The organism is Psychrosphaera sp. HA2-10 (assembly GCF_055693745.1).
In genome coordinates, this window is the sequence record NZ_CM146341.1 from 2,170,197 (window position 1) to 2,193,973 (window position 23,777).

Consider the following 23,777-nt stretch of genomic DNA (forward strand, 5'->3'; position numbering starts at 1 on the left):
AGTGGAAACAAAGTTGTAAAATATTGAATTAGAAGGAAATAAATGAATCACCGTTAAAAAAAAGCCACTACATCTATTTCTGTAATGGCTTTTGGGATTAATGTGAGTAATTACTACTTTTTTTATGTAACTTTTTCAGACTTTAAATTCATTTAATACTTTACCGACTTGCGTACCCAACTCTTTTAACTTCGAAGCAGCCTCTTTGGCTTGCTCGGCTCTCTCGCTATTTCGAGTACTAGCGTCAAATACGTCACTAACATCCTCTGCAATTGTTTGCGACACTTGAGCTTGCTCATTAGCCGCTCGAGACACTTCATCGTTCAATTCGTGAATTTGTTGCATTGCATTTAAAACATTCATAAACGCTTGATTCGCCTGCTCAGTAAAGTCGACATTTTGTTCTGCTTCTTCACGGTTTTTAAACATGATTTCTGTTGCCCTGCTACTTTGTTTTTGCAACTTCTCAATCATAGTATTAATTTCTTCCGTCGATGACTGAGTCCGACTAGCCAAAGAGCGAACCTCATCAGCAACAACAGCGAACCCACGGCCCTGTTCACCTGCTCTTGCCGCCTCAATTGCAGCATTTAATGCAAGCAAGTTAGTTTGTTCTGCAATATTGCGAATTACATCTAGCACCGTAGAGATAGACTCACTGTCTTTAGCCAGCTCTTCGATGACAGACTCAGATTCAGCAATACTTTTTGATTGTAGCTTTATACGCTGCGTGGTGTCTTTTAGGGTAAGTGAACCCGACTTCGCTTCTTCATAAACATTTTGTGATACGGTATTTGCGTTATCAGTATTTGATGCAACCAAACCTGCAGTGGCTCTAAATTCCTCAATTGCAGATGCAAGCAAATCTGCTTTTTGATGTTGCTCTGCCTGATCTTTTGTCATGTTATTTGCTAACTTGGACACTTCTTCTACTGAGTTCAATAAGACACTTGTTTTATCTTTGACGTTTTTAACCGTGTAGTGCATCTTTTCAAGTAAGCCATCAAACGAGCGAGCCATTTCACCAATTTCGTCTTGCCGCTTAGAGCCAATACGAACCGTTAAGTCCCCTTCACCCTTTGTTAATTCCTGTATGGTTACCGTTTGTTGTAGGATTGGTTGTAGGATTAGCTTTCTGAGTAAAACAAAGACCAAAACTCCAAATAATGACATGGTAAATAACAGCTTAATTACGCCAACTAATATAGAGCTCATTACCAATCCTTGAACGTCTGAGTCCTTAACTCCTAGAATAACCTCATAACCCCAAGGCGTATAAGGTACTGTTGTTATTTCATAGCCATCACCGCTATTTATGATGTCGGTTATCTGTTTTGACGTTAAATGTGCCGAATACTGACTAAGTTGCTTTTTACCATCTCGCAGTGCGACAAAGCCGTTTTCTAACAACCTAGCTTTTGATATCTGCTCAGCCAATACATCCAGGTTTGCAGAATACCCGACATACCAAATACCGATTACATCACCTGTTGAATCAATAATTGGATCATAAGCTGTAAGGTAAGGCTTTCCTAAAATATCGACCTGACCAAAATACGCTTTTTTTTGTTTTATCGCTGCCATCGCCTTGCCTGAAGGGGACAATTTGGTGCCCGTTGCTCTTTTTCCTTCCTTCATCACATTCGTGCTTATACGGATGAAGTCATCTCCTTGTCGAGAAAAGATCGTTGCAGTCCCTCCCATAACTTCGGTTAAGCCGTCGACTAACGCATAGTTATTTGCAACTGAGTAGTCACCTATCATGATGTTTCTTGCTGAGGTGCCATTTACAGATAAGGACTCACCTAAACTAGGCGAACCTAAATTGGATGCTCGTTGTTTTAATAAAGTAAGGCTACTTACAACTCGCTCTGACATTATGTCGTTTGTGACATTTAACAGTGATGATACCTTATCGACTAACAAACTTTTTTGTTGCGCTACTTCGTTACTCACCGCTTGTTTTGTTTCATACCAAATAACGGAAGTTCGAAGAACTAAGAACACACAAATAAACGCAATCAACGCAATAAGAAACTTCTTTTGAATAGTCATTTTAATCCTACTTAACTGAACCGAATTAATGTGAATACTAGGAGAAAGTGAGCGACTTTCTATAATTTCAAATTCAGTATAGTAAAGATGTGAAAAAACAGGCTAATAAGCCTGCTTTTTTAAGGATAAATTTGCTACACCTAATGATGTTCAAATGCTAAGTGGTTAACCAAGCCTTAGCTTTAGCCATTAACAGATAGTTTACTGGTACTAGTAGCAAAGTAATAAACGTTGCGAATAAAATACCGAAACCAAGTGAGACCGCCATAGGGATCAAAAACTGTGCTTGAGTTGATTTTTCAAACAGCAATGGCATCAGACCAATAAAGGTCGTCAAACTTGTTAACATAACCGGACGAAAACGTGAACTGCCCGCAGTTAACACCGCCTCTTGTAAGTCAAGGCCTTCCGAACGACGTTTGTTTATGTAATCTACCAATACTAACGAGTCATTTACCACGACCCCAATTAACGCAAGCATGCCGAGTAGACTCATAATGGTTAACTCCATTCCCATCACCCAATGGCCCATGACGGCGCCAATCATACCAAAAGGAATAATGCTCATAACAATTAGCGGTTGCGAGTACGACTTGAATGGAATTGCCAGTAACGCATATATAATAAAGAATACAAATAGTAGCGCCCAGCCCAATGAACTAAAGGACTCGCGTTGCTCTTTCGCCTCACCTTCCAAAGAATGTGAAATACCTGGATATTGAGACACAAGTTCATCTAAATAAGATTTCAAATCGGCTTGTAGCACGGTCATATTGGTATTACTTTTATCAATATCGCCTGTTACGTTAACGGTTCTAAACCTATCAATACGATATATAGCGGATGGACTTTGCCCTGCATTTAAACTTGCAACATGCGCAAATGGTACGGTGCCGCCGTCCGGTGTCACTATTAAGATATCTTGTAGTTGAGCGACTGAGTTTCTCTCAGACAGAGGAAGTCTTACCATTACTCGGACATCGTCTCGACCTCTCTGAACACGCTGAACTTGTGCACCAAAAAAGGCGTTCCTAATTTGACGGGATACTTCCATTCTTGTCAATCCAAGTGCTACACCTTGTTGTGTTAACTCAATTTGCAGCTCTTGTTTACCATCTGACAGTGAATCGGCGATATCAAAAACGGTTGGATAAGTAGCAAGCCGTTGCTTAACTAAATCAGCCACTTCTTTTAACGTATCTAAAGACGTACCAGAAAGCTGAACATCAATTGGACTAGACGTGCGGCCAATTTCAGATCTAAACGTCACACTTTCGGCTCCAGGAATTGGCCCGATAAGTTTACGCCACTCTCTCGCTAAGTCATTTGCGGTTATTGTCGACGAACGTTGCTCCGGCGGAATGATTTCAAAACGGACACCACCTTGGTTTGAAACGCCACCACGACCACCTGTTGTCGCCAAAATATTCATAATGACGCTTTTACCTGTATCCTCATCAACATATTTGTCTTGCAGTATTTTTGCTTTATCTGACATTTTAATTATGTATTTGTTGGTTACTTCAAATGGTGTACCAGCTGGCATTGAGATATTTACTCGCACTGTTTCACTTGGAATGCGTGGGAAAAAGATAAACTTTGTCCAGCCACTCATGATCAGCGCCAATATAATTAAAAATACAGATAAAAATAAGCTTACTGTCGCGAATTTATTTCGAATCGCCACTCGCAAAACAGGTTGATAGTAACGAAGAATAAGGTGCTCAAAGCCGTCTGCAAATCTATGTTGAAACGCTTCCAACTTACTAATCTGATTTTTTTCACGACGTAGTTTTAAGTTTTTTAAATGTGATGGTAAAACAAATTTAGACTCCACCAGCGACATTAACAAAATGGGAATGACAATAACTGGGATCTGAGCGAATAACGCGCCTCTGGCACCTTCAATAAACGATAACGGTAAGAAGGCTGCAACGGTTGTTAAAATACCAAAAGTTACCGGTGTTGCCACCTCCTGAGTACCCTTAATTACCGCTTCTTCGCCTGACTCTGCATTTCGTAAGTGTGTATAAATATTTTCCCCAGTCACAATCGCATCATCGACAACGATACCCAGTACAAGGATAAAACCGAACAAACTCATTACGTTTAAAGAAATGCCAAACCAAGGCATAACAATAAAGGCACCCATAAACGAAACCGGAATACCGATAAACACCCAAAAAGCGATAGCAGGGCGTAAGAATAGCGTGAGTAATAATAGAACTAAGAAGCCACCTTGCAACGCACTGGTCGTTAACGTTGAGATACGGTTTTTAACGATTTGTGAATCGTCATCCCAATAGCTAAGCTCATAGCCGTAAGGTAGTGATAATTGCTTTTGTTCAATATAGGCTTTTACTTTATCAGCAACGTCGATAGCACTTTGTTGCCCAATTCGATAAACATCTAAAAACGCAGCCTGGTTACCGTTAAAACGAGTTCTAATTGGCGTTTCTTCAAAGTCGTCCAGAACATTTGCAATGTCAGACAATCGAATAATCGTGCCATCTGGATTAGTCTTTACTGGAATTTGAGCAAACTCGTCTTGTCGATATGCCTGCCCTTTTGAGCGAAGCAATACGTCTCCACCGGTTGTTTTCAGCGTACCGGCAGAAACATCCACACTTGAATTTGAAATAGCCGAAGAAACCTGCCCTAGGGTTAGACCGTACTGGCGTAATTTATCTGTTGAAATCTCCACTGCAATTTCATAATTACGAACACCGCTTAAATCTATTTGGGTGATGCCTTGAATTTTTAATAAGTCGTCTCTAATTTGCTCTGCATATTCATGTAATTCCTTTTCACCATATACGCTAGATAAAGCAACGGCAATTACCTCTCGTTTTCGCTGGGCTAATGCAATCACAGGCTTTTCGGCATCGCTAGGAAAAGTATTTATAGCATCAACCCGGCTTTTTATATCGGCCAACATTTCTCGCGCATCATAACCACTTTCAACTTCCACTGTTACAGAGGCAGAACCTTCGGTTGAACGGCTGGTAATTTGCTCTATACCTTCTAAGTCTTGAACTGCCTCTTCAATACGAATTGCAATACCTTGTTCTGTATCCTCAGGTGTAGCACCTCGAAGTGTTACGTTAATACTTATTCTATCTGTCTCAAATGATGGAAAGACTTCAAAAGGAATTTGTGTGCTTAAACTAAACAGTCCGGCAAATAACACCGAAAACATGAGTAAATTAGCAGCGACGCCGTTTCTCGCAAACCAAGCAATCATTGTTGTTCACCTCTTTGCACTTTACCTTTCCTTTCTGAGTTGCCTCTAGCAGCATCATCTTTACGTGCTTTTTTTCTTGTTTCTATTTGGCCATTCGGAGCAGCTTCATCGTCACCAATAATCGATACTCGAGTCCCAGAACTAACTTGACCAAGCGAGGTAACAACTAATAAATCGCCAGGAGATAAGCCTTTATCTATGATTGCGTCTTCGTCATTTTGCCAGCGCACTGATACTTCCGTTCTCCTTAATAGACCATCAACAACTATGTAGACGTAACTGCCTTGGTATATCGCCTTATTTGGAATTACGATAGCGTTTGATAATGTTTTTCCTTGAATATCCGCAGTCACGTATTGGCCAATTTTAATTGGAACAGAACGCTGGTTAGTTGTATGAGCGCCTTTTACAAATGGCTCATCTATTTGTCCAACGATATAAAGTTGTTGAGATTTTTCGTCAATTGCACCTTCCGTACGGACGGCTTTTCCTAGCCATTTTTGATCACCCACTAAATCAGACTTAAATAAAATCTGCTTGGCATCTACCACCGAACCAGCTTCATCTTGAAACTCTTCAGGTAATGTCATCAAAGCCAGGTCTTTATTCTTTATAGGTAAACGTATTTCTACGTAATCAGTGGCATAAATATCAGCTACTTTAGTGTTGCCAGATATAACCTGCCCATAATCCACCAGTTTCGTCAGTATTCTGCCATCATAAGGTGCGGTAATTTTGGTTCGTTCTAGTGATAGTTGTGCTTTTTGTAGCTGCGCTTCTGCCGACAATACTTTTGCTTTAGCCGCTTCTAATTGAGGCTTTCTTAACACCAAATCACTTGGCGTCTTGCTATTTCCTAGCCTTTTCCAGTCAGTAGCTGCTTGGTCAACGCGAGCCTGTTCTTCAACAAGGCCTTGCTGAGCTGACAACAAGCCTGATTTTGCAATATTAACTTCTGCTAAATAGTCCCTATCATCAACAATAACCAGAACATCTCCTTTGCTAATGAATCCACCTTCTCTAAATTGATCACTAACATAAGTAATTTGACCACCAACTTGCGAAACTAGACCGCTCTGGGTTCGTGGTTGAACCGTTCCATAACTCTCCAACACAATTGGATAGTCTTTGCTTTCTATCTTTTCTACTTGAACCGACATTTGTGAAGCTTTTGACGGACCGCGGCGCTGAGCCTCTGGAGGATTAGACATAATGAACGAGTACAGGAACACAGTCCCGGTTAGCACTGCTACTGGAAGAATTAGTTTTTTCACATTAATCATTGTTGATGTCGCCTGTCGATGTATTGTTATTTGGTTCAATAAATGCCGTGCCTAGCTGCAATTGCAGTTGAATGCGATTGGCCGCCCGTTGTTTTTTTATTTGAATAAGAGAGCTCTGTGCGTCAAAGGCTCTACTTTGTGCATCAAGCACTGTGGTATAAGTCACCAAGCCACTTTGATACTGTTCAAACGCTAGTTTTTCTGCCGCTACAGCATTTTCCATCGCTTGTTTTGTTGACTCGTATCGCACTATTAAACTGCGCTGCGCTGAAAGAGAGTTTTCAACATTTTCAAAGGCCGAATATATATCGTCTAAGTAATTTTTTTCTGCTTGTTGCAATTGAAACTCAGCGGAACGCTCATTAGCTTTTAGTCTTCCACCTTCGAATAGCGGCGCCGTTAAGTTGCCAACTAAATTCCAAGCCAATCCAGACCCACTAAATAGATCAGAAAAGCGCGAGGCACTGTCACCTGTTGATGCGGATAGTATAAAACTTGGAAAACGTTGCTTGTGTGCAAATGCAAGCCCGGCATCTTTTGCCATTAACTGATACCAGCTAGCTTTTAAGGATGGTTTTTTCTTAATAAGCTCCGAAGGAATACCAATATCTAACGATGACTCAAAGGTAGGAATATCAGCATTCACTTCTAATAAAGCGGCAGGATATTCACCCATTAGGCGTTCAAGAGCGCGAATTGCTGTTGACTGCGTAGTTTGTTGTAAGGCCAACCTTGACTCTTCACTGTGCAACTCGTTTCTGGCCAAATAAACATCCAGTGCGCCGTTTAAACCTTGTTGATAACCAGATTCGATAATTGACAAGTTTTGTTTCGCATTTTCAATTCGTTGTGAGTATAAAGCTAGCAGCTTGTTGGCTTCTATTACATCAAACCAGGCTAAAACTACATTTGCGATTAAGGACTGCTTGGCCTCCTCAAATGAAGCCTGTTCGGCTAAATATTCTAAGTTGTTTTTTTTGTCAGAATCCGCAAGCTTTTGCCATAAATCTAATTCGTATCGAAGGGTAATATCCGCATCAAAGTTATTACTTATTGAACTTGGATCAAGTGACTTGCTACGCCTAGTATTTAAACCAGCTTCTAGCGATGGCCATAAATTACTACCACTGGCTATAACGGCTTGTTCCTTGATCTTAAGAGCATAATTTTGCTGCTGTAATTGCAGATTATTAGAAAGCGCTCGGTTAACTAGTTGCCTAACTTGGTTGTTGTCTAATTCTTGAAAAGAGCCGTCTGAAATCAGCCCCCCGCTTTTCTGATCACCTATGCTCCACGATTTAGGTGTAGCATCTGAATTAAGCTCCTGCTGCTTCAATTCAGTTGGCATTTGATAGTAACTACTGCAGGCACTTAGCATTAAGCAGGTAACTGCCAAGGTGCTCATTTTAAATTGAGTGGGTAACGTTGTATTCAAGGTCAAACCCTTTTCCATAAAAATTTGTGTAAATAGAATGTTGTATGTCTATATACGGAAAACCTTCAATATGAATCAATTAAATTTACGTTAATTGACATTGTTTTCGATTAATCACCAAAAACCGTCGCTGAATTACTCAAGTTCGCGATAACGAACCATAACAAATAGCTTAATATGAAATTGCACCTTTGAGGCTTTAGGCTACGCTTAAATCTCTATATTATTATATTAATCACGGATTTAACTGTATGTCCCATAACGACAAAATAAACGAGCCTAAGCGCGATACAATTAAACTGCTAGGAAAAGTCGCCGGTTCGGCTTGGGTCATGGGTAAGGCTCCGTTAGTTTTTTCAAAAACGACCACCACAGTTCGTGTCTTAGGAACTCACGTCACGTTACAAGAAACGCTGCGACAGCAAGCAATGGCAGATTTAGGAATTAACTTAGTCTTCGAACCCAAAGGCAGCGCGGCTGTATTACAAAAAGCATCAATGGCACCACAATCCTTTGACTTATATGAACAATGGTCAAACAGCATACGTGTTCTTTGGTCCTCTAAGGCCATACAAGCTATTGATAAAAAAAGGATTCAAAACTGGGATGAAATTAATAACCTATCTAAGACCGGGCAGCTAAATACGAATTCGAACCTTGGTGCGGGTGATGCCCCTTACAGAATACTGCACGTCCAAAATAACGGCGAGCTTGGCACGGATCACACTGACCAGTTAAGTTTTTTACCTTATGTTCATAATGTCGACTCCTTTGGCTACAACACTAACCATATTAAACAGGGCATTCCCTATGAGACTGAGAGTTGGGGGTGGTTATTAGACCCCAAAAATAAAGGAAAAGTGGGTATTGTTAACGCGCCAACAATCGGTGTGTTTGATCTAGCCTTAGCGGCCCAAGGACAAGGTTTAATGACTTTTAACGATATCGGTGCTATTTCTAACAATGAATTAGATAAACTTTTTGATATTTTGATTGAATTAAAGCGACAAGATCACTTTAATGGATTTTGGACCTCAGTACCTGAATCTGTTCAGTTTATGAAGTCGGGCAGAGTTCATATTCAAAGTATGTTCTCTCCTGCTGCATCGCAGTTAAATGGAATGGGCATTCCAGTTACCTATGCAGCGCCTAAAGAAGGTTATCGAGGTTGGCATGGGGTAATGTGTCTATCATCCGCCACGCAGGGGCGAGTAAAAGATGCAGCTTATGATTATATGAATTGGTGGTTGTCTGGATGGCCAGGGGCTTTCATCGCTCGACAAGGTTATTACATCAGTAACCCTCAACGTTCTGCCAAATACCTAAGTGGCGCAGAGTGGGATTATTGGTATCAAGGAAAGCCAGCGTCTTCGAATCTTGTGGGTACTGACGGTAAAACCGTTGTTAAACAAGGAGAGATAAGACGCGGTGGCAGTTATGAAAAACGGTTTAGTAATGTTGCCGTATGGAATTCAGTTATGCAGTCTTATGATTACAGTTTGCAAAAATGGTATGAGTTTATTAACTCCTAAATTGGTAAATTGATGCTTACTTCTTTAAAAACACAGCTTCTTTTAGTGCTGTTTTCACTCACTTTTTTACTACTTTTAGAAGTGGTATTGTTTCGTGCTACGTTCAACACTTTCAAGACCCAACAGAGTGTTACTCAACAGACTATTACCAACGTTCAGATTGTGGCAAGTTTAGAAAAGGAACTATTGGACTTACAGCGCAACGTTCTTATTTTTAAAGAAACCAGCAGTGCCTCGGTCCTGACCCGCACAATAAGTCTAATTGAGTCGATAAATAATAATATTTCGGAATTTGAATCAAAAGAATACTCTGAAACAACAGAACAAGATATTGAAGGTTACATCTCGGCCCTACGTGGGCACTTAAATAACTATCAAGAGAACTTTCAACAAGTTGTTAAAGGCAAAAGAGATCGCACTCAGTTATACACAAACAATGTAGAAAAACCTTTAAAAGACATTCGAGCGTATTTAAAAAGCAGTGACTCCAACATGACCACTAAAAACTTGGAAATTGAGGTTACAGCGACTGAATTGGCTGCTGTTAAATATTTGAATGCCCCGACCTTTGAGCAGATAGAAAGTTTTAAGCGTCACCTTGTTAATTTATCCAATTTAGCGTCAAGCAGTACCCTTTCGCCACAAGAACTCCAAGAGGTTTCAAATAAAATAAAATTGATAGAGACCAGTTTTAATCAACTCACTCAAATCACTCGGGGTTATATATTTTTAGTTAATGTCGTGATGTCTGGCTCTGCCAATGAGTTTCTATATATTACCAACGTTTTATCAAAACTGGTCAATCAAGACGTAGCGCTTAATAGAGATAGTACAGAAAAAAGTCTTGCTTCTTTTTCCAGTTATACCAACGGCTTTTTAATTTTAGCGATATTTTTGTCTGTTTTGACCGCCATGTTTTTTGTACGCCGTGTGGTATCGCCAATTCACAGAATCACATCATTGTTCACCAAACTCAGCGAAGGTGAAACCGTCAAATCAATTCCTGAATTAGATAAAAAAGATGAAATTGGTCAATTAGCTCGGGCAGCTCAAGTATTTAGTGACAAAAATAAGCAAACAATAAAGCTGTTAGAACAGTCTGAAATACAAAATCAGCAACAAATCGAAACGAATAATGCGCTACAAATTGAAAAGCAAAAAGCAGAAGAGGCGACTAATTCAAAAAGTATGTTTTTAGCTAATATGAGCCATGAAATAAGAACGCCAATGAATGGTATTATTGGTTTTGTCGATCTGCTGAGAATGACAGAGTTAGATAAAACGCAAAAAAATTACTTAGAGAAAATTAATTACTCTAGCAACATTATGATGAGCGTCATCAACGATATTCTGGACTTCTCAAAAATAGAGGCTGGAAAATTGTCAATCGAAGAAATCGATTTTTCTATCTATGAATTACTAGATTCTCTAATACACAGTTTAACTGCAAAAACTTACGAGAAAAATTTAAATCTTAGAGCTTATATCGACTCGACAATGCCTCCCTTACTGAAGGGCGATCCAAGCCGTATTGGTCAGATAATTTTAAATATTTGTAATAACGCAATAAAGTTTACCGACCAAGGCCATGTTGATATTTCTGTTAGCTACATTAAAGGTGACTACCCTTGTTTAGCGATTTCCGTTTCCGATACTGGTGTGGGAATGACCACCGAACAACAAGCCAAGGTATTTGAGTCATTTACTCAAGCTGATGGTTCGACAAGTCGAAAATACGGTGGCACAGGCTTAGGCTTGTCAATCGTTAGTAATTTAGTTGAACTCATGGGTGGTGAAATAAGATGTGAATCTGAAGTTAACCACGGCAGTAAATTTACCGTCACCTTGCCTCTCGATAGTGTTACCGGCGATAACGATATGCTGTTCGATGACGCTCCTGTTAGCCACATTTACTATATTTGCGAAGAGGGTGACGCATTGATGCCTGCTCGCTTTTGGCAACAACATAATGTAGCTGTTACCTTTTTACCCGACACAGACGACATTCAAGGCCAATTGGATGTGGCGAATGATTCACTCGACAGTAACGTTGTTGTTTTACAACCCCAGACACGCAGCTTGACTGCTTTAAAAAGTCAGATTTTAATACTCAACGAAAAACGCATTCGGCTTGGGTTGATTGGTGACACGAACGAATACGCTAATCTCAAAGAGCTTAGTCGAGAGTTTGATGTGCCTTTGTTAAGTCACCCAATAACACCTAGTGATTTCCGACAGTTCCTGACTAAGCTAGCGCATTCACATCATAATGAAAAATCAACTACAACGAACGATAACTTTACGACCAAGCAGTTTAATGCACACGTTTTGTTAGTTGAAGATAATAAGATAAATCAAATGGTTGCTTCAAAAATGATTGAATTACTTGGAATGACCTACGACTTAGCAGAAAATGGATTAGAAGCAATAAAACTCGCTGAAAGCGCACGTTATGATTTAGTTCTAATGGATATGCAAATGCCTATAATGGATGGATATCAGGCAACTAAAACATTACGTAAAAAAGGCTTTAATGACCTTTTGATTTGCGGACTTTCGGCAAATGCAATGAAACAGGACTTTGATCGGGCTTTTGCCGCAGGCGTCGATCACTACTTAACAAAACCTCTTACTGTCGATGTTTTCAGCCAATTTTTATCGGAGCATTTACATTCGTAACTTGTTCTAGATCATCAAAGCTTCATATATTCACCCAGCACCACTGAAATTGAACTAGTCTAAAGGTAAGCGTTCTTTGGTGTCGTAGTTCTGTCACCTCATGCCCGGAGGCAAATAATGACAGGATTCCAAAACGACAATAGTCCAAACCCTATAGATGGAATTGATAAACTTTGGCGAGCTTGTAACTACATTGCTACCGCAATGATCTTTCTTCGCGATAATGTTTTGCTTCGTCGTCCGCTTCAACATTCAGATTTAAAAGAACGCTTAATTGGCCACTGGGGTTCAAGTCCCGGGCTATCCTTAATATACTGCCATTTAAATTGGCAAATTATTAAACGTTCTTGCCCGATGATATTTATTGCAGGGCCAGGGCACGGTGCTCCTGGGGTGATAGCTCCCGTTTTTCTTGAGAAGGGATTTGAGCACTATTATCCAAAGTTTAGCGCTGACGAGGCGGGTCTTAAACACTTATGTCAAAAATTCTCCTTCCCTGGTGGACTCGGTAGTCACTGCACTCCTGAATTGCCAGGTTCTATTCATGAAGGTGGAGAATTAGGTTATAGCTTATCTCATGCCTTTGGCGCAGCCTTCGATAACCCAAAGCTAGTTGTATCGGTCGTGGTTGGTGATGGCGAAGCTGAGACAGGTCCATTAGCAACGGCCTGGCACAGTAACAAGTTTCTTAATCCTATTAGAGATGGTGCGGTATTGCCGTTTCTGCATTTAAACGGATACAAAATAAATAACCCGACTCTATTATCAAGAATTGGAAACGATGAACTAACTAGTTTATTCCGTGGTTATGGCTGGACGCCGATTTTTGTGGAAGGTTACGAACCGGATAAAATGCATATCGAGATGGCGTCGGCGCTCTCTGCGGCATTAGATCAAATTGAGCACATCCAGTTAACCGCTCGCCAAAACAATCAGGCAACTCGAGCGCACTGGCCAATGATCATTCTTCGCTCGCCAAAAGGCTGGACAGGCCCCAAATACAGTCATAATCACAAGTTGGAAGGTTTTTGGCGTTCCCATCAAGTGCCACTAAAGTCCGTCCATACTGATACCGAACAATTTACTCAACTTGCGGAGTGGCTTTCAAGCTATAAACCAGACGAGTTATTTGATCAAGATGGTAAGTTATTGTCAGCAATAAAAGCATTTATACCGGACAACCATTTAAAAATGAGTTTGAACCCAGATGCAAATGCTGGGCGCATTAAGAAGCCTTTACATCTGCCTAATAGCAAAGACTTTTGTGTTTCAATTAGCGAACCAGGCCAAATTTTTCATTCTAACACTCAATCTCTTGGGGCATTTTGTAGCTCAATAATGGACAAAAACCCAACCAGTTTTCGAGTATTCAGTCCAGATGAAAACAGTTCAAATAAACTTGATGATATTTACAGCGTTAGCAAAAAACTTTGGCTAGCCAATTACTTGCCTGAGGATGCTGACGGTGGAGAACTTAGTCCAAGTGGCCGAGTGTTAGAAATGTTGTCAGAACATACCGTGGAGGGCTGGCTAGAAGGTTATCTGCTAACGGGGCGACATGGTTTAATTTCAACGTACGAAGCATTTGTTCATGTGATTGACTCTATGTTTAATCAACATGCCAAGTGGCTAGAGGTCGCTAAAGATATAAAGTGGCGCCCTCCTATTGCATCGTTAAACATGCTAATTACTTCAACAGTTTGGCGTCAGGATCACAATGGATTTACTCACCAAGATCCAGGGTTTATAAGTTTAGTGCTAAATAAAAGTCCAGAGGTTGTACGCGCTTATTTCCCACCTGATGCCAACTGCTTATTACATGTGATGGAAAAATGCTTTCGGTCCGAAAACCTGATTAATGTTGTTACTTGTGATAAACAAGCCCATCTTCAATACCTATCCTACGATCAAGCGAAACGACATGTGTTAGCCGGTATAGGTAAGTGGTCATGGGCAAGCACCGATGACAAAAACACCACTGATGTTGTTCTAGCCTGCTGTGGTGATGTGCCGACAAAGGAAGTGTTGGCTGCGACAAAAATATTAATAACCGCTTTCCCTGACTTAAAAATTAGAGTCATAAATGTTGTTGATTTATTCACTCTCGCATCTGAACACACTCACCCTAAGGGATTAAGCGATCTGCAATTTGATTCATTATTCCCTGCAAACATTCCCGTCATATTTAACTTCCATGGTTACCCTTGGATTATTCATCGTTTGACCTACAAGCGACACAATCACCAGCACTTTCATGTTCGGGGTTATCAGGAAAGAGGAAATATTAATACCCCTTTAGAGTTGGCCATTATTAACAAAATAGATCGTTTTAGTCTTGCTATAGAAACCATTAATCGCGTTCCGGCACTTCAATCAGCTGGCTTACAGTTAAAACAAGAGCTTAAGGAGCAACAGCAATCACATATTGATTATGCACATAAACATGGGGTAGACAGCCCTGAAATAAACCAGTGGCGTTGGTAAATAGAGGACAAAGCAATGGCTGAACTAATATTTTATGGTGCAGTAGAGGGAGTAACAGGTTCGATGTATCTGTTAAAAACAGAGAATAGCTCTGTATTATTAGACTCGGGTTTATTTCAAGGGCGGCGTGATGAAGAAAAGAAAAACCATCAAACCTTACCCTTTGATTTAACGTTTATCGATGCCGTAATTATTTCACACGCCCACCTTGATCATTCTGGACGTATTCCCTTATTAATTAATGAGGGATACGAGGGTCCTATTTTTATGACTCGCCCTACTCTTGATCTTGTTGATATTCTTCTTAAAGATGCTGGTTCGTTGCAAGAACGTGACGCAGAATGGGAAAATAAAAAACGTCGCCGCGCCGGTAAAAAAGAAATTGATCCTCTCTACACACAGGACGACGCTGAGCGAGCCATGAATTTTTGTGTGGGCGTTCCTTATTGCCACAGATTTCACGTAACTGATGATATTGAATTAAATTATCGAGATGCTGGTCATATTCTTGGCTCAGCAATTGTTGAAATCTGGGTTGATGATGGTGCTAAGAAAAAGAAATTAGTGTTTTCCGGCGATTTAGGAAACTCACAAGCTGCACTGTTAAATGACCCAGCCGTTGTATCAGAAGCTGATATTTTATTAATTGAGTCAACTTACGGTGATCGAGAACACAAGTCGATGGAAGAAACCCTCGACGAATTTAAAGATGTCATTCTGCAAGCTTCACGTGACGGTGGAAATATACTAATTCCTTCGTTTGCGGTAGGTCGAACCCAAGAGATTATTTTTAGACTCGGTGAGTTGTATCAAGAGGGTTTGCTTAAACACCAAGTAGCCTATTTAGATAGCCCTATGGCTATTGCGGTAACAGAGGTTTATCACAAATATCAAAATACTTATAACGACGAAGATCAAAAGCAAATTCAAGATGCAAAGGGTAATAGTCGTTCGAACTTGAGAAGCTTACATTCGTTTTTGCCCATATTGCGGTATTCTCAGAGCACAAAAGAATCGATGGCGATCAACAATATAATCAACGGTGCAATTATTATTGCCGGAAGCGGAATGTGCAACGGTGGCCGCATTCGACATCACTTCAAACACAACTTATGGCGACGTCAGTCTCATGTTGTCTTTGTTGGTTATCAAGCGGAAGGGACACCCGGCCGAGCGTTAGTTGATGGTGCTAAGACATTCAAACTAGCTGGCGAAACCATTGCTGTGAATGCACAAATTCATACATTAGGTGGTTTTTCAGCGCATGCCAGCCAATCGCAACTATTATCTTGGTTGAGTAATTTTTCTGATCCCAAACCTCACTTATATATTGTTCATGGTGAAACGCTTGCAAAAGAGGCATTAAAAAACGAAGCTAAAAAACACGGATGGCGCGCCAATATTCCCAAATTAAACGATGTGATTTATTTCTAATAATCCAAAGAGTGCTTTATGACTAAACCCAAAAAACCTCATTCGATATTTCCATCTGCAGCTGATGATGAATTATTAGCTCAACACAGTCATAAAATTTGTCCGTCATACGCCCTTGCTTATGCTGACAAATCATTCCTGCTTCGCGACGAACTCCGTTCAGTTCGATTGCAGCTTGAATGGTTAAAGCCCGATATTATTCAACAGGAGCTTGGCATTGAATCGACAGTGGTGTTTTTTGGAAGCGCCCGAATACCAGAGCCTGAAGTAGCAGAACAAAGACTACAAAAAGCCAAGCAGCAACTCAACGAACAACCTAAGTGCCATGAAGCGGCACAAAAGGTTAAAACGGCACAAGCTATTTTAGCAAACAGCCTGTTTTATAATGAAGCTCGTAAGCTATCAAGTAGAATTACTAAGCTGTCGATGGAACATGAGAACAAACAATACGTTATAGTTTCCGGTGGCGGGCCCGGCATCATGGAAGCGGCAAATCGAGGAGCACACGATGCTGGTGGGAAAAGCATCGGTCTTAATATTGTTTTGCCTTTTGAGCAAACCCCAAACCCCTATATAACCCCTGAATTAACTTTCCAATTCCACTATTTTGCTATTAGAAAAATGCACTTTTTAAAAAGAGCTTGTGCTTTAGTTGCCTTTCCGGGCGGCTTTGGAACGCTAGATGAACTGCTCGATGCCCTAACGTTAATGCAAACCAAAAAAATTGCACCTATGCCTATTATCTTAATGGGTAAGGGTTATTGGAACCAAGTAATCAATTTTAAATTTCTTGCCGAACAAGGCACAATTCAATACAAAGATTTGGAACTGTTTTTCACAGTCGATACTGAACAAGAGGCGTGGGAAATTTTAAATGAATATTGGCAGAGTGATGATCGCCCTCTAATTTAACCCGCATATTTACCCACAACTCCTAATTACTCAAGCAAATAATATCTGCACGATTTCATTAGAAGTGCAAAAGCACACCAGCTAACAACATGATTATTATAGGTTTTAGACATAAAAAAACCCCGACTGTTTAGGTCGAGGTTTCGTTATTGGTGGAGCTGGCGGGAGTCGAACCCGCGTCCAGAAAAGGTCACCCTTAGGTACTACACGCTTAGTCAGTCTTTAAATTCACCGAGGAGCTGCGGACAGACACGCCACTCAACGACTATCCTGATTTAAAATTCGTGGGTTGCCTCTCAGGCTGGAGTCGCGCCACTATTCCGTTTGGTTTTTGATCTTTTGTTGTTCCCCGTCTTACGGACGGAAGCTAGGGCAAAAGAGCTCTCAGCAGGGTATTAAGCTGCTAGTGCGTAGTTTTCGTCGTTTGCGACTATTTTTTTGCGGCTTTTAACGAGGCAAACCGCCCCTCGACGTGCACCGCCGGAATCATCAATCCTGTCGAATCCTGAATCAGCCCCGAAAACGGGTCACGGTATTGATTGTTTTGCGCTACTCAGCAAAGTTTTCAAAGCCATGTAAAAATTCTGGAACCAACGGTTAATACCGATAGTGTTCTGCAAGTCTACTCTCTTTTATTTACAATCAAAAGACTTTCTTACTTACTGATAGGTATATGATGACATTTTCAGCAAATTCAAGGGTAATACAATTCAATAATTACAATGTATTTTAGAGAACAGAGACTTGCCTAAGAGTTAACAACCGTTATTATGGGGTAATTAACTTTGACTGGTTTTATTTAAATGGAAGTTTCACTTCAAATACGCAAGTGGGTTGCCAGTACGCAACAAACTTTACAACATGTTCCTCGCGTGTCTCGTGACTATGCAACACGTCTTCTTAATGTTGTGTCAACGATAAACACTAAGCTAGTAGCTCGTTTCTCAAAATTGAAGTCATTTTGGTCAAGCTTAACGTTAGCTCAGCGTTGCTACTTGTCAGCCAGTCTATTGCTTGCTGTTTTTGTGTTAAACGATATGTCGAGCCTCGGTTACATGTGTATTCCTGCTGGAATTGCCGTTGTTGGTTTGGTTAATGAGTTTTGGCCACACTTTTTAAAAGTATGGGATAGCCTGCAAGGAAAAGCCTTCATTCTTGGCTTTTACGCCATTATGGCCAATACTGCGTTAGCTACGGCATCTGGCCTTGTTAATGAAGTCACTCATGTTAGCGCTGATAAGCTCACCTATAGCCATAATATGGCTCTTATCATTAACATCCCCACTTGGTTTATTTTATCAAGCTTTTTAATGCTTTTACTTATACAAGTTTTATTGCCAGTCTATTTATTACTGTTACTTGCATTAAAGCCATTTGGCGTGCACAAAATTTGGCATAAGCCTGATTATCGGTTCATATTTTCAACCGCACTTATTCGATATTTTTGGGCAACTTTTCTACTTATCTTTTTCTTATACGGTAGCATTAAGTCTGGTTTTCTGAATCAGAGCACTCCTATTTTAGGGGATGCTTATGCTGGTTTTGTTAGCGACCATGATGACGAATACTTTGAAAGCAGTAATCTAGGCGATCTGTTAGAAGAAAATAAAAGCGCCACTAATACAAGTGAACTAAAAAGTAATATTGATGAGGGTGCAATATTAAAGTTTGAAATAGACAAGATAGAACTTTCAACCTCCGAGGGAATTGAGCGACGAAAAGCGTTAGACGAACAACGAAAAGCTAATTTAGAAGTAATTTACAAAAGTAAAGCGGTGCACTTACTCCAAAAACAAATATTGGCGGCGTTTATTTATAACTACGAAGCTGACAGCTTCTCTCGTTGTGCTCACCCACAAAACACCAGAGTTATAGAGCTAAATGATTACGAGCTACTCACAGTTAAAAAGTCGGAAACTGCAGAAGTAGGCTACGAGTTTTCCGTCATAGCCTGTCATTCTCCGGGTATCAATTCAATCAAAACAAGTTCATCTAGTCCAAAGTAGAGTCTTTTTTCAATTTACCTGGTCTCTCCCAAGCATGCTCATCCACTTCATGCTCCCAATGTTGATCTTCTTCAAGGGTTTTTTCAATAAAGCTTCGAGTTTCTAATGAGTGGTTGATGAACATTTTTTCATCGCCTGTCATTGTCGCTAACTGTTCAACCATCTCGTCATCATGCTTTTTAAACAAACGACTCGCTCGCCATGCAGCATTTGGTCTCCAACCCAATTCAGTCATCACTTTTGAGCCTAATTCCAAACCACCAGCTAGCGTTTCACGTTCGACGGCGGTAACCCCAGCTTTTAATAAGTCCGTTGCATGTGGTCTGTTAATCGCACGCGCCAAAATCTTTACATGCGGAAAATGATGCTGGATAGATTTTATTATTCGTAAGCTACGTTCTGGTTCGTCCACCGCTACAACTATAACTTCGGCATCTTCCGCTCCCGCGGCATGAAGTAATTCATGACGCTCACCTTCGCCAAAATAAACTTTGTAACCATATCGCCTAACCATATCAATTTGACTGGCATCGTGATCAAGTATCGTTGTTGGTATTTTATTTGCTGCGAGAAGTCGCCCCACCGCTTGGCCAAAACGACCAAAACCAATAATAATGACTTTGTTGTCTTCAGAAATAGTATCTGAGGCCGGTGCCGTTCTCGTTTCGCGAAACATGGGTTGCACGTATTTATCATTTACAATCAGCATTAGCGGAGTAAGCAACATAGAGAGTGCAACCACGAGGGTAAGCTGTGAAACGAGATCTTGTGGTAGCAAGTTCACACCTAACGCAAATGCAAACAATACAAAGGCAAATTCACCGGCTTGAGCCAATACAAAAGAAAAAGTATACCTGTCTGGTTTAGCCATTGGCGTAAAACGACCTAATAATTGTAAAATTAGATACTTCAAAATTATTAATCCAATGGTTAAAAATATTATTAGTGCCGGATCTGCAGCAAAAATATTAAAGTCGATGCTAGCCCCAACCGAGATAAAAAATAAGCCTAACAGCAATCCTTTAAACGGCTCTATGTTACTCTCTAACTCGTGTCGGTAATCACTTTCTGCTAATACAACGCCAGCTAAAAAAGTGCCAAGCGCCGGCGACAAACCAATAGCTTGCATTGCCAACGCCACTGAAATTACAAGTAATAATGCGGTTGCAGTAAAAACTTCTCTTATTTGGCTTTTTGCAATAAAACTAAATATCGGGTTCATTAAAAAACGTCCACCGATAACTATCCCCGCGATTATTCCACCGGCAACCAGTCCTTTTTTCCAACCATGTAGGCCTTCAGTTTGAGCAATCACGCCCAACGAATCAGCAGTAACTAACAACGGGAGAATGGCTAACATTGGTATAACTGCGATATCTTGGAATAACAAAACAGCAAAGGCACTTTGCCCAGCTGTAGATTTCATTTGGCCTTTCTCTTGTAAACTTTGCAACGCAATAGCGGTGGAGCTTAGTGACAAAATCATGCCAATCGCTAAAGCTTGTTGCCAAGGCAAACCAAAAAACAATCCAATTGCAGTTACAAACAAAGTGGTTAGAAACACTTGTAATCCGCCACTGCCCAATATTGGTACTCGTAACTTCCACAATAAACTTGGTTTGAGCTCCAGACCAATTAAAAAAAGCATTAACACAACACCAAATTCAGCAAAATGCATCACGTCTTTTGGATTACTTAATAAACTCAAAGCAAAAGGTCCAATAATGACGCCCGCAACTAAATATCCTAATACCGAACCAAGCCCTAATCGCTTAGCGATAGGCACAGATACGACAGCTGCAAACAGGTAGGTAACCGCGTCAGCTAATAAATTATGTTCCATCTATAGTGCTCCAAACTCTTGGTTTGTTTTTGGCTGGGTTGTTTGAGAAGAGGAAGAATTGTCTTTTGTCATTTTCGACAATAAGGTCAATCGATCAATATAGTCCTGTTTAACGCTTGCTAAGCGTGGTTTGTCATCAAATAACTTTCTAGCACCATGAATTATAAAAGGTGTTAAGTATTGCATTTGGCATAAATGCGCCGTTTGTTCAAACGGTGTAAGCAGTTGCTCCATCGTAAAACGGTTATGACCTGTTTCACAATAAGCCATTTGACCGCCACCTGTAGTAATAATTGATAACCAATTTTTACCTTTTAGTTTGTCTCCAAATGGTCCATAGGCGTAGTTATATTGAAGAACCAAATCAAACCATTCTTTAAGCATTGACGGCGCGCTATACCAGTAAAAAGGATGCTGAAATACGATATGATCAAAATTAGCTAACAGCTTCTGCTCTGATTCTATATCTATCACACCGTCAGGATAAACTTCACTTAAATCATGAATGTGTAAAAACGGCAGTTCTTTAGCGTATTGCAACAAGTGATCATTTATTTTTGATTGCTGTAGATTGGGGTGTGCCAATATTAATAAAACCGTTTGCATAGGTATCCTTTTGTTTAACCTGAAATATGCGGACCACACTATTGTACTTTAGCTTTTTTTTGTTCTTTTTGCGGTAACTTTTTTAATTTCATTGATCGCCTAAGTTTGAATAGTCGTACAAACTCATGACAACTTTATTAAGAGAGACATATGAAACTAGCGCTGTTCCCACTACCTGTATTTTTGTTACCTGAAGGAGTAACCCGACTCAGAGTGTTTGAGCCTCGATACATTCGTTTGGTTCAAGAATCTGCGGGAGAAACAGGGTTTGTTGTATTACCAATAAACAACCTAAGCGCCGTAGAGAAAAATTCAACTGACAAAAACCTGAATTGGGGAAGTTTGGTAAAAATAATTGATTTTTCTCAGGGTAAAGACGGACTATTACACATAGATGTTAAATGTGAATCCATGGTTCGAGTGTCAAATGTCGAGATTGAATCAGATGGTTTAAAAAAAGCCTTTATAGAAGTGTTTAATCATTGGGAGCAACACCCATCTGCATCAAAAGAGATAAGCTGTGCTGAAAGCTTAACCGAAGAATTAAAAACTGTTTTTGTACAAAATCCGGATTTAGCAAAGATTTATTACGAAACAAAGTTTGACTGTCCGGTATGGGTGTGTCAAAGATGGCTAGAACTTTTACCTTTAAAACAATCTGAACAAAATTTGTTTGCGCAACCCACTTCTTTATCACGCGCAAATGAGTTTTTAACAGAAATTGTTTTTGAATAATATTAGTGATCTAGTTAATGGTCCTTGTCGTAATGCTTTCTAAGGACAGCGGATGAGGTATGTCATGAAACAAATAACGGTTGAATCAACTCGTTCTAACGCGATCGCTACATCGAAGAAAACGAGAAAAATGACAACAACAACTGAAGACTCAGCACCAGCAGAACTTAGCCAATATTTAATGGCCGTTGCTGCTGACAGAGACAAGCAAGCCTTTGCAAAGTTGTTTGCATGGTTTGGTCCAAAAATTAAACGCATTGCGGCGCAAAAATTAAATAACGACGCCGCAGGCTTTGACATAGTGCAAGAAACGATGACAAGAGTTTGGCGGAAGGCTCATTTGTTTGTTCCTGAAAAAGGAGCTGCAACAACTTGGGTTTACACCGTGATGAGAAATGTCATATTCGACGCTATGCGAAAAAACAAAAGCCAACAAGCTGAATCATTGAGTGACGACATTTGGCCTATCGAAGAGCAGATTTCTGAAGAATCTCCGTTCCAAGACCATTTAATGTCGAACCAATTAACAGAGCTTGTTAAAAAACTACCGCCAAATCAGCAAGAAGCGTTGACTGCGGTGTATTTTAAACAATTAACACATGAAGAACTTGCAAAGCAGTTGAATATACCCGTTGGCACAGTGAAGTCCCGAATTCGATTAGCGGTAACAAAGTTGAAACAGCAGTTGGGAGCACAAAATGATTAAACACCACCCAAGTAGCAAATTACTAGCAGGATATGCAGCCGGAGAATTGCCTGCATCTATAGCAATTGGCGTATCGATTCACAGCCACATGTGCCAGCAGTGCAGTGGTGAGATTGAAAAAATAACCAAACAAATGTCTGAACAATTGTTCAACGCGGAAATTACCACCAAATCGGTTTACGAAGACGAACAATTTGACACATCGTTATTTAACATCAGTGATAATCATGTAAACCATGAAGCCGTGATGGACATGGAGTTTGGTAACATGATTGCCGCTATTACTGCTGATGACGAGATCTCCGAGCAGTCTATGGTTAGAAATACATCCATATCAGTTCGAGGAAAGTGCTTTGAACTGCCTACTGCATTAAACAATGTACGGATGTCTAACTGGTTAAACATTGGAAAACTGTCTCGCTCAAGCCTGAATCTAGATGAAGGTGCTATTCACAGCCATTTGCTTCACATTGATGCGGATGGTGAAGTTCCAACTCACACTCATAAAGGTTTTGAAATTACCTTGCTCTTAGATGGCAGTTTTGAGGACGAAATGGGAACCTATCACCCAGGTGATTTTATAGAACTGAACGGCGAACATAACCATCAGCCTCGCACTAAAGAAGGGTGCTTATGTTATACCGTCGCAGACGACGCTTTACAATTTACAGAAGGCTTCCATAAGTTATTCAATCCTATTGGTAGTCTGTTGTACTAAACACACTTTTCCTGAGACCGGATTTAATCCTGGTATATTGCCACTACGCATTTTGCTAGTGGCTTTTTTTTTGCCAAAACGGCGGTTTTTAAAGCAAAAAAATAA

General features: G+C 40.3%; 15 protein-coding genes and 1 other RNA gene. 9 read left to right on the forward strand and 7 right to left on the reverse strand.

The genetic code is table 11. The features are described 5' to 3' along the window. Nucleotides 1-135 precede the first annotated feature (135 nt). From ACZ1GV_RS09900 to ACZ1GV_RS09915, 4 genes are all read right to left on the reverse strand, one after another. Nucleotides 136-2,055, reverse strand: coding sequence for a methyl-accepting chemotaxis protein (locus tag ACZ1GV_RS09900; protein WP_472674023.1), 1,920 nt, complete (start codon nucleotides 2,053-2,055; stop codon nucleotides 136-138). Nucleotides 2,056-2,212: 157 nt separating this feature from the next. Then, nucleotides 2,213-5,299 carry an efflux RND transporter permease subunit gene (locus tag ACZ1GV_RS09905; protein WP_472674024.1) on the reverse strand — a complete coding sequence of 1,029 codons (3,087 nt, stop codon included), beginning with the start codon at nucleotides 5,297-5,299 and terminating at the stop codon, nucleotides 2,213-2,215. Beyond that, nucleotides 5,296-6,582 carry an efflux RND transporter periplasmic adaptor subunit gene (locus tag ACZ1GV_RS09910; RefSeq protein ID WP_472674025.1) on the reverse strand — a complete coding sequence of 429 codons (1,287 nt, stop codon included), beginning with the start codon at nucleotides 6,580-6,582 and terminating at the stop codon, nucleotides 5,296-5,298. The genes ACZ1GV_RS09905 and ACZ1GV_RS09910 overlap by 4 nt, the downstream gene beginning before the upstream one ends. Next, nucleotides 6,575-7,987, reverse strand: a complete 1,413-nt coding sequence (locus tag ACZ1GV_RS09915; RefSeq protein WP_472675885.1) for a TolC family protein — start codon at nucleotides 7,985-7,987, stop codon at nucleotides 6,575-6,577. The genes ACZ1GV_RS09910 and ACZ1GV_RS09915 overlap by 8 nt, the downstream gene beginning before the upstream one ends. A gap of 281 nt (nucleotides 7,988-8,268) precedes the next feature. Between ACZ1GV_RS09915 and ACZ1GV_RS09920 the strand changes: the two genes are divergently transcribed. From ACZ1GV_RS09920 to ACZ1GV_RS09940, 5 genes are all read left to right on the forward strand, one after another. Next, complete coding sequence (locus ACZ1GV_RS09920; protein WP_472674026.1) at nucleotides 8,269-9,549, forward strand: ABC transporter substrate-binding protein; 1,281 nt, start codon at nucleotides 8,269-8,271, stop codon at nucleotides 9,547-9,549. A 12-nt stretch (nucleotides 9,550-9,561) separates the two neighbouring features. Next, nucleotides 9,562-12,228: an ATP-binding protein gene (locus ACZ1GV_RS09925; protein ID WP_472674027.1), complete on the forward strand. Its 2,667-nt coding sequence runs from the start codon at nucleotides 9,562-9,564 to the stop codon at nucleotides 12,226-12,228. Nucleotides 12,229-12,345: 117 nt separating this feature from the next. After that, nucleotides 12,346-14,712, forward strand: coding sequence for a phosphoketolase family protein (locus ACZ1GV_RS09930; RefSeq protein ID WP_472674028.1), 2,367 nt, complete (start codon nucleotides 12,346-12,348; stop codon nucleotides 14,710-14,712). 15 nt (nucleotides 14,713-14,727) lie between these two features. After that, nucleotides 14,728-16,146, forward strand: a complete 1,419-nt coding sequence (locus ACZ1GV_RS09935) for an MBL fold metallo-hydrolase RNA specificity domain-containing protein (RefSeq protein ID WP_472674029.1) — start codon at nucleotides 14,728-14,730, stop codon at nucleotides 16,144-16,146. An 18-nt stretch (nucleotides 16,147-16,164) separates the two neighbouring features. Next, nucleotides 16,165-17,058 (forward strand): LOG family protein, encoded by an 894-nt coding sequence (locus ACZ1GV_RS09940; protein WP_472674030.1) that lies wholly within the window; start codon nucleotides 16,165-16,167, stop codon nucleotides 17,056-17,058. Between the two features lie 150 nt (nucleotides 17,059-17,208). On the opposite strand, the gene ssrA is transcribed toward ACZ1GV_RS09940, so the two are convergent. Further along, nucleotides 17,209-17,576: a transfer-messenger RNA gene (gene ssrA, locus ACZ1GV_RS09945) on the reverse strand. Between the two features lie 285 nt (nucleotides 17,577-17,861). Here ssrA and ACZ1GV_RS09950 point away from each other — a divergent pair. After that, nucleotides 17,862-19,064 carry a hypothetical protein gene (locus tag ACZ1GV_RS09950; RefSeq protein ID WP_472674031.1) on the forward strand — a complete coding sequence of 401 codons (1,203 nt, stop codon included), beginning with the start codon at nucleotides 17,862-17,864 and terminating at the stop codon, nucleotides 19,062-19,064. Here the strand turns inward: ACZ1GV_RS09950 and ACZ1GV_RS09955 are convergent. Next, nucleotides 19,051-20,907 carry a monovalent cation:proton antiporter-2 (CPA2) family protein gene (locus ACZ1GV_RS09955; protein WP_472674032.1) on the reverse strand — a complete coding sequence of 619 codons (1,857 nt, stop codon included), beginning with the start codon at nucleotides 20,905-20,907 and terminating at the stop codon, nucleotides 19,051-19,053. The genes ACZ1GV_RS09950 and ACZ1GV_RS09955 overlap by 14 nt on opposite strands. Next, on the reverse strand, nucleotides 20,908-21,513 hold the full coding sequence (locus ACZ1GV_RS09960) for an NAD(P)H-dependent oxidoreductase (protein WP_472674033.1): 606 nt from the start codon (nucleotides 21,511-21,513) through the stop codon (nucleotides 20,908-20,910). 150 nt (nucleotides 21,514-21,663) lie between these two features. On the opposite strand from ACZ1GV_RS09960, the gene ACZ1GV_RS09965 reads away from it, so the two are divergent. The 3 genes from ACZ1GV_RS09965 (at nucleotide 21,664) to ACZ1GV_RS09975 (ending at nucleotide 23,672) form a co-directional block, all read left to right on the forward strand. Further along, nucleotides 21,664-22,248: an LON peptidase substrate-binding domain-containing protein gene (locus tag ACZ1GV_RS09965; RefSeq protein ID WP_472674034.1), complete on the forward strand. Its 585-nt coding sequence runs from the start codon at nucleotides 21,664-21,666 to the stop codon at nucleotides 22,246-22,248. Between the two features lie 130 nt (nucleotides 22,249-22,378). Continuing rightward, on the forward strand, nucleotides 22,379-22,954 hold the full coding sequence (locus tag ACZ1GV_RS09970) for a sigma-70 family RNA polymerase sigma factor (protein ID WP_472675886.1): 576 nt from the start codon (nucleotides 22,379-22,381) through the stop codon (nucleotides 22,952-22,954). Beyond that, a complete protein-coding gene (locus tag ACZ1GV_RS09975) occupies nucleotides 22,947-23,672 on the forward strand; it encodes a ChrR family anti-sigma-E factor (protein ID WP_472674035.1) in 726 nt (241 codons plus the stop codon). Before ACZ1GV_RS09970 ends, ACZ1GV_RS09975 begins: the two co-directional genes overlap by 8 nt. Nucleotides 23,673-23,777: the final 105 nt, after the last annotated feature.

Excerpts from the sequence above, each read along its gene's own strand:
- ACZ1GV_RS09900 (WP_472674023.1), bottom strand. The coding sequence starts at position 2,055 with ATGACTATTCAAAAGAAGTTTCTTATTGCGTTGATTGCGTTTATTTGT.
- ACZ1GV_RS09905 (WP_472674024.1), bottom strand. The coding sequence starts at position 5,299 with ATGATTGCTTGGTTTGCGAGAAACGGCGTCGCTGCTAATTTACTCATG.
- ACZ1GV_RS09910 (WP_472674025.1), bottom strand. The coding sequence starts at position 6,582 with ATGATTAATGTGAAAAAACTAATTCTTCCAGTAGCAGTGCTAACCGGG.
- ACZ1GV_RS09915 (WP_472675885.1), bottom strand. The coding sequence starts at position 7,987 with ATGAGCACCTTGGCAGTTACCTGCTTAATGCTAAGTGCCTGCAGTAGT.
- ACZ1GV_RS09920 (WP_472674026.1), top strand. The coding sequence starts at position 8,269 with ATGTCCCATAACGACAAAATAAACGAGCCTAAGCGCGATACAATTAAA.
- ACZ1GV_RS09925 (WP_472674027.1), top strand. The coding sequence starts at position 9,562 with ATGCTTACTTCTTTAAAAACACAGCTTCTTTTAGTGCTGTTTTCACTC.
- ACZ1GV_RS09930 (WP_472674028.1), top strand. The coding sequence starts at position 12,346 with ATGACAGGATTCCAAAACGACAATAGTCCAAACCCTATAGATGGAATT.
- ACZ1GV_RS09935 (WP_472674029.1), top strand. The coding sequence starts at position 14,728 with ATGGCTGAACTAATATTTTATGGTGCAGTAGAGGGAGTAACAGGTTCG.
- ACZ1GV_RS09940 (WP_472674030.1), top strand. The coding sequence starts at position 16,165 with ATGACTAAACCCAAAAAACCTCATTCGATATTTCCATCTGCAGCTGAT.
- ACZ1GV_RS09950 (WP_472674031.1), top strand. The coding sequence starts at position 17,862 with ATGGAAGTTTCACTTCAAATACGCAAGTGGGTTGCCAGTACGCAACAA.
- ACZ1GV_RS09955 (WP_472674032.1), bottom strand. The coding sequence starts at position 20,907 with ATGGAACATAATTTATTAGCTGACGCGGTTACCTACCTGTTTGCAGCT.
- ACZ1GV_RS09960 (WP_472674033.1), bottom strand. The coding sequence starts at position 21,513 with ATGCAAACGGTTTTATTAATATTGGCACACCCCAATCTACAGCAATCA.
- ACZ1GV_RS09965 (WP_472674034.1), top strand. The coding sequence starts at position 21,664 with ATGAAACTAGCGCTGTTCCCACTACCTGTATTTTTGTTACCTGAAGGA.
- ACZ1GV_RS09970 (WP_472675886.1), top strand. The coding sequence starts at position 22,379 with ATGACAACAACAACTGAAGACTCAGCACCAGCAGAACTTAGCCAATAT.
- ACZ1GV_RS09975 (WP_472674035.1), top strand. The coding sequence starts at position 22,947 with ATGATTAAACACCACCCAAGTAGCAAATTACTAGCAGGATATGCAGCC.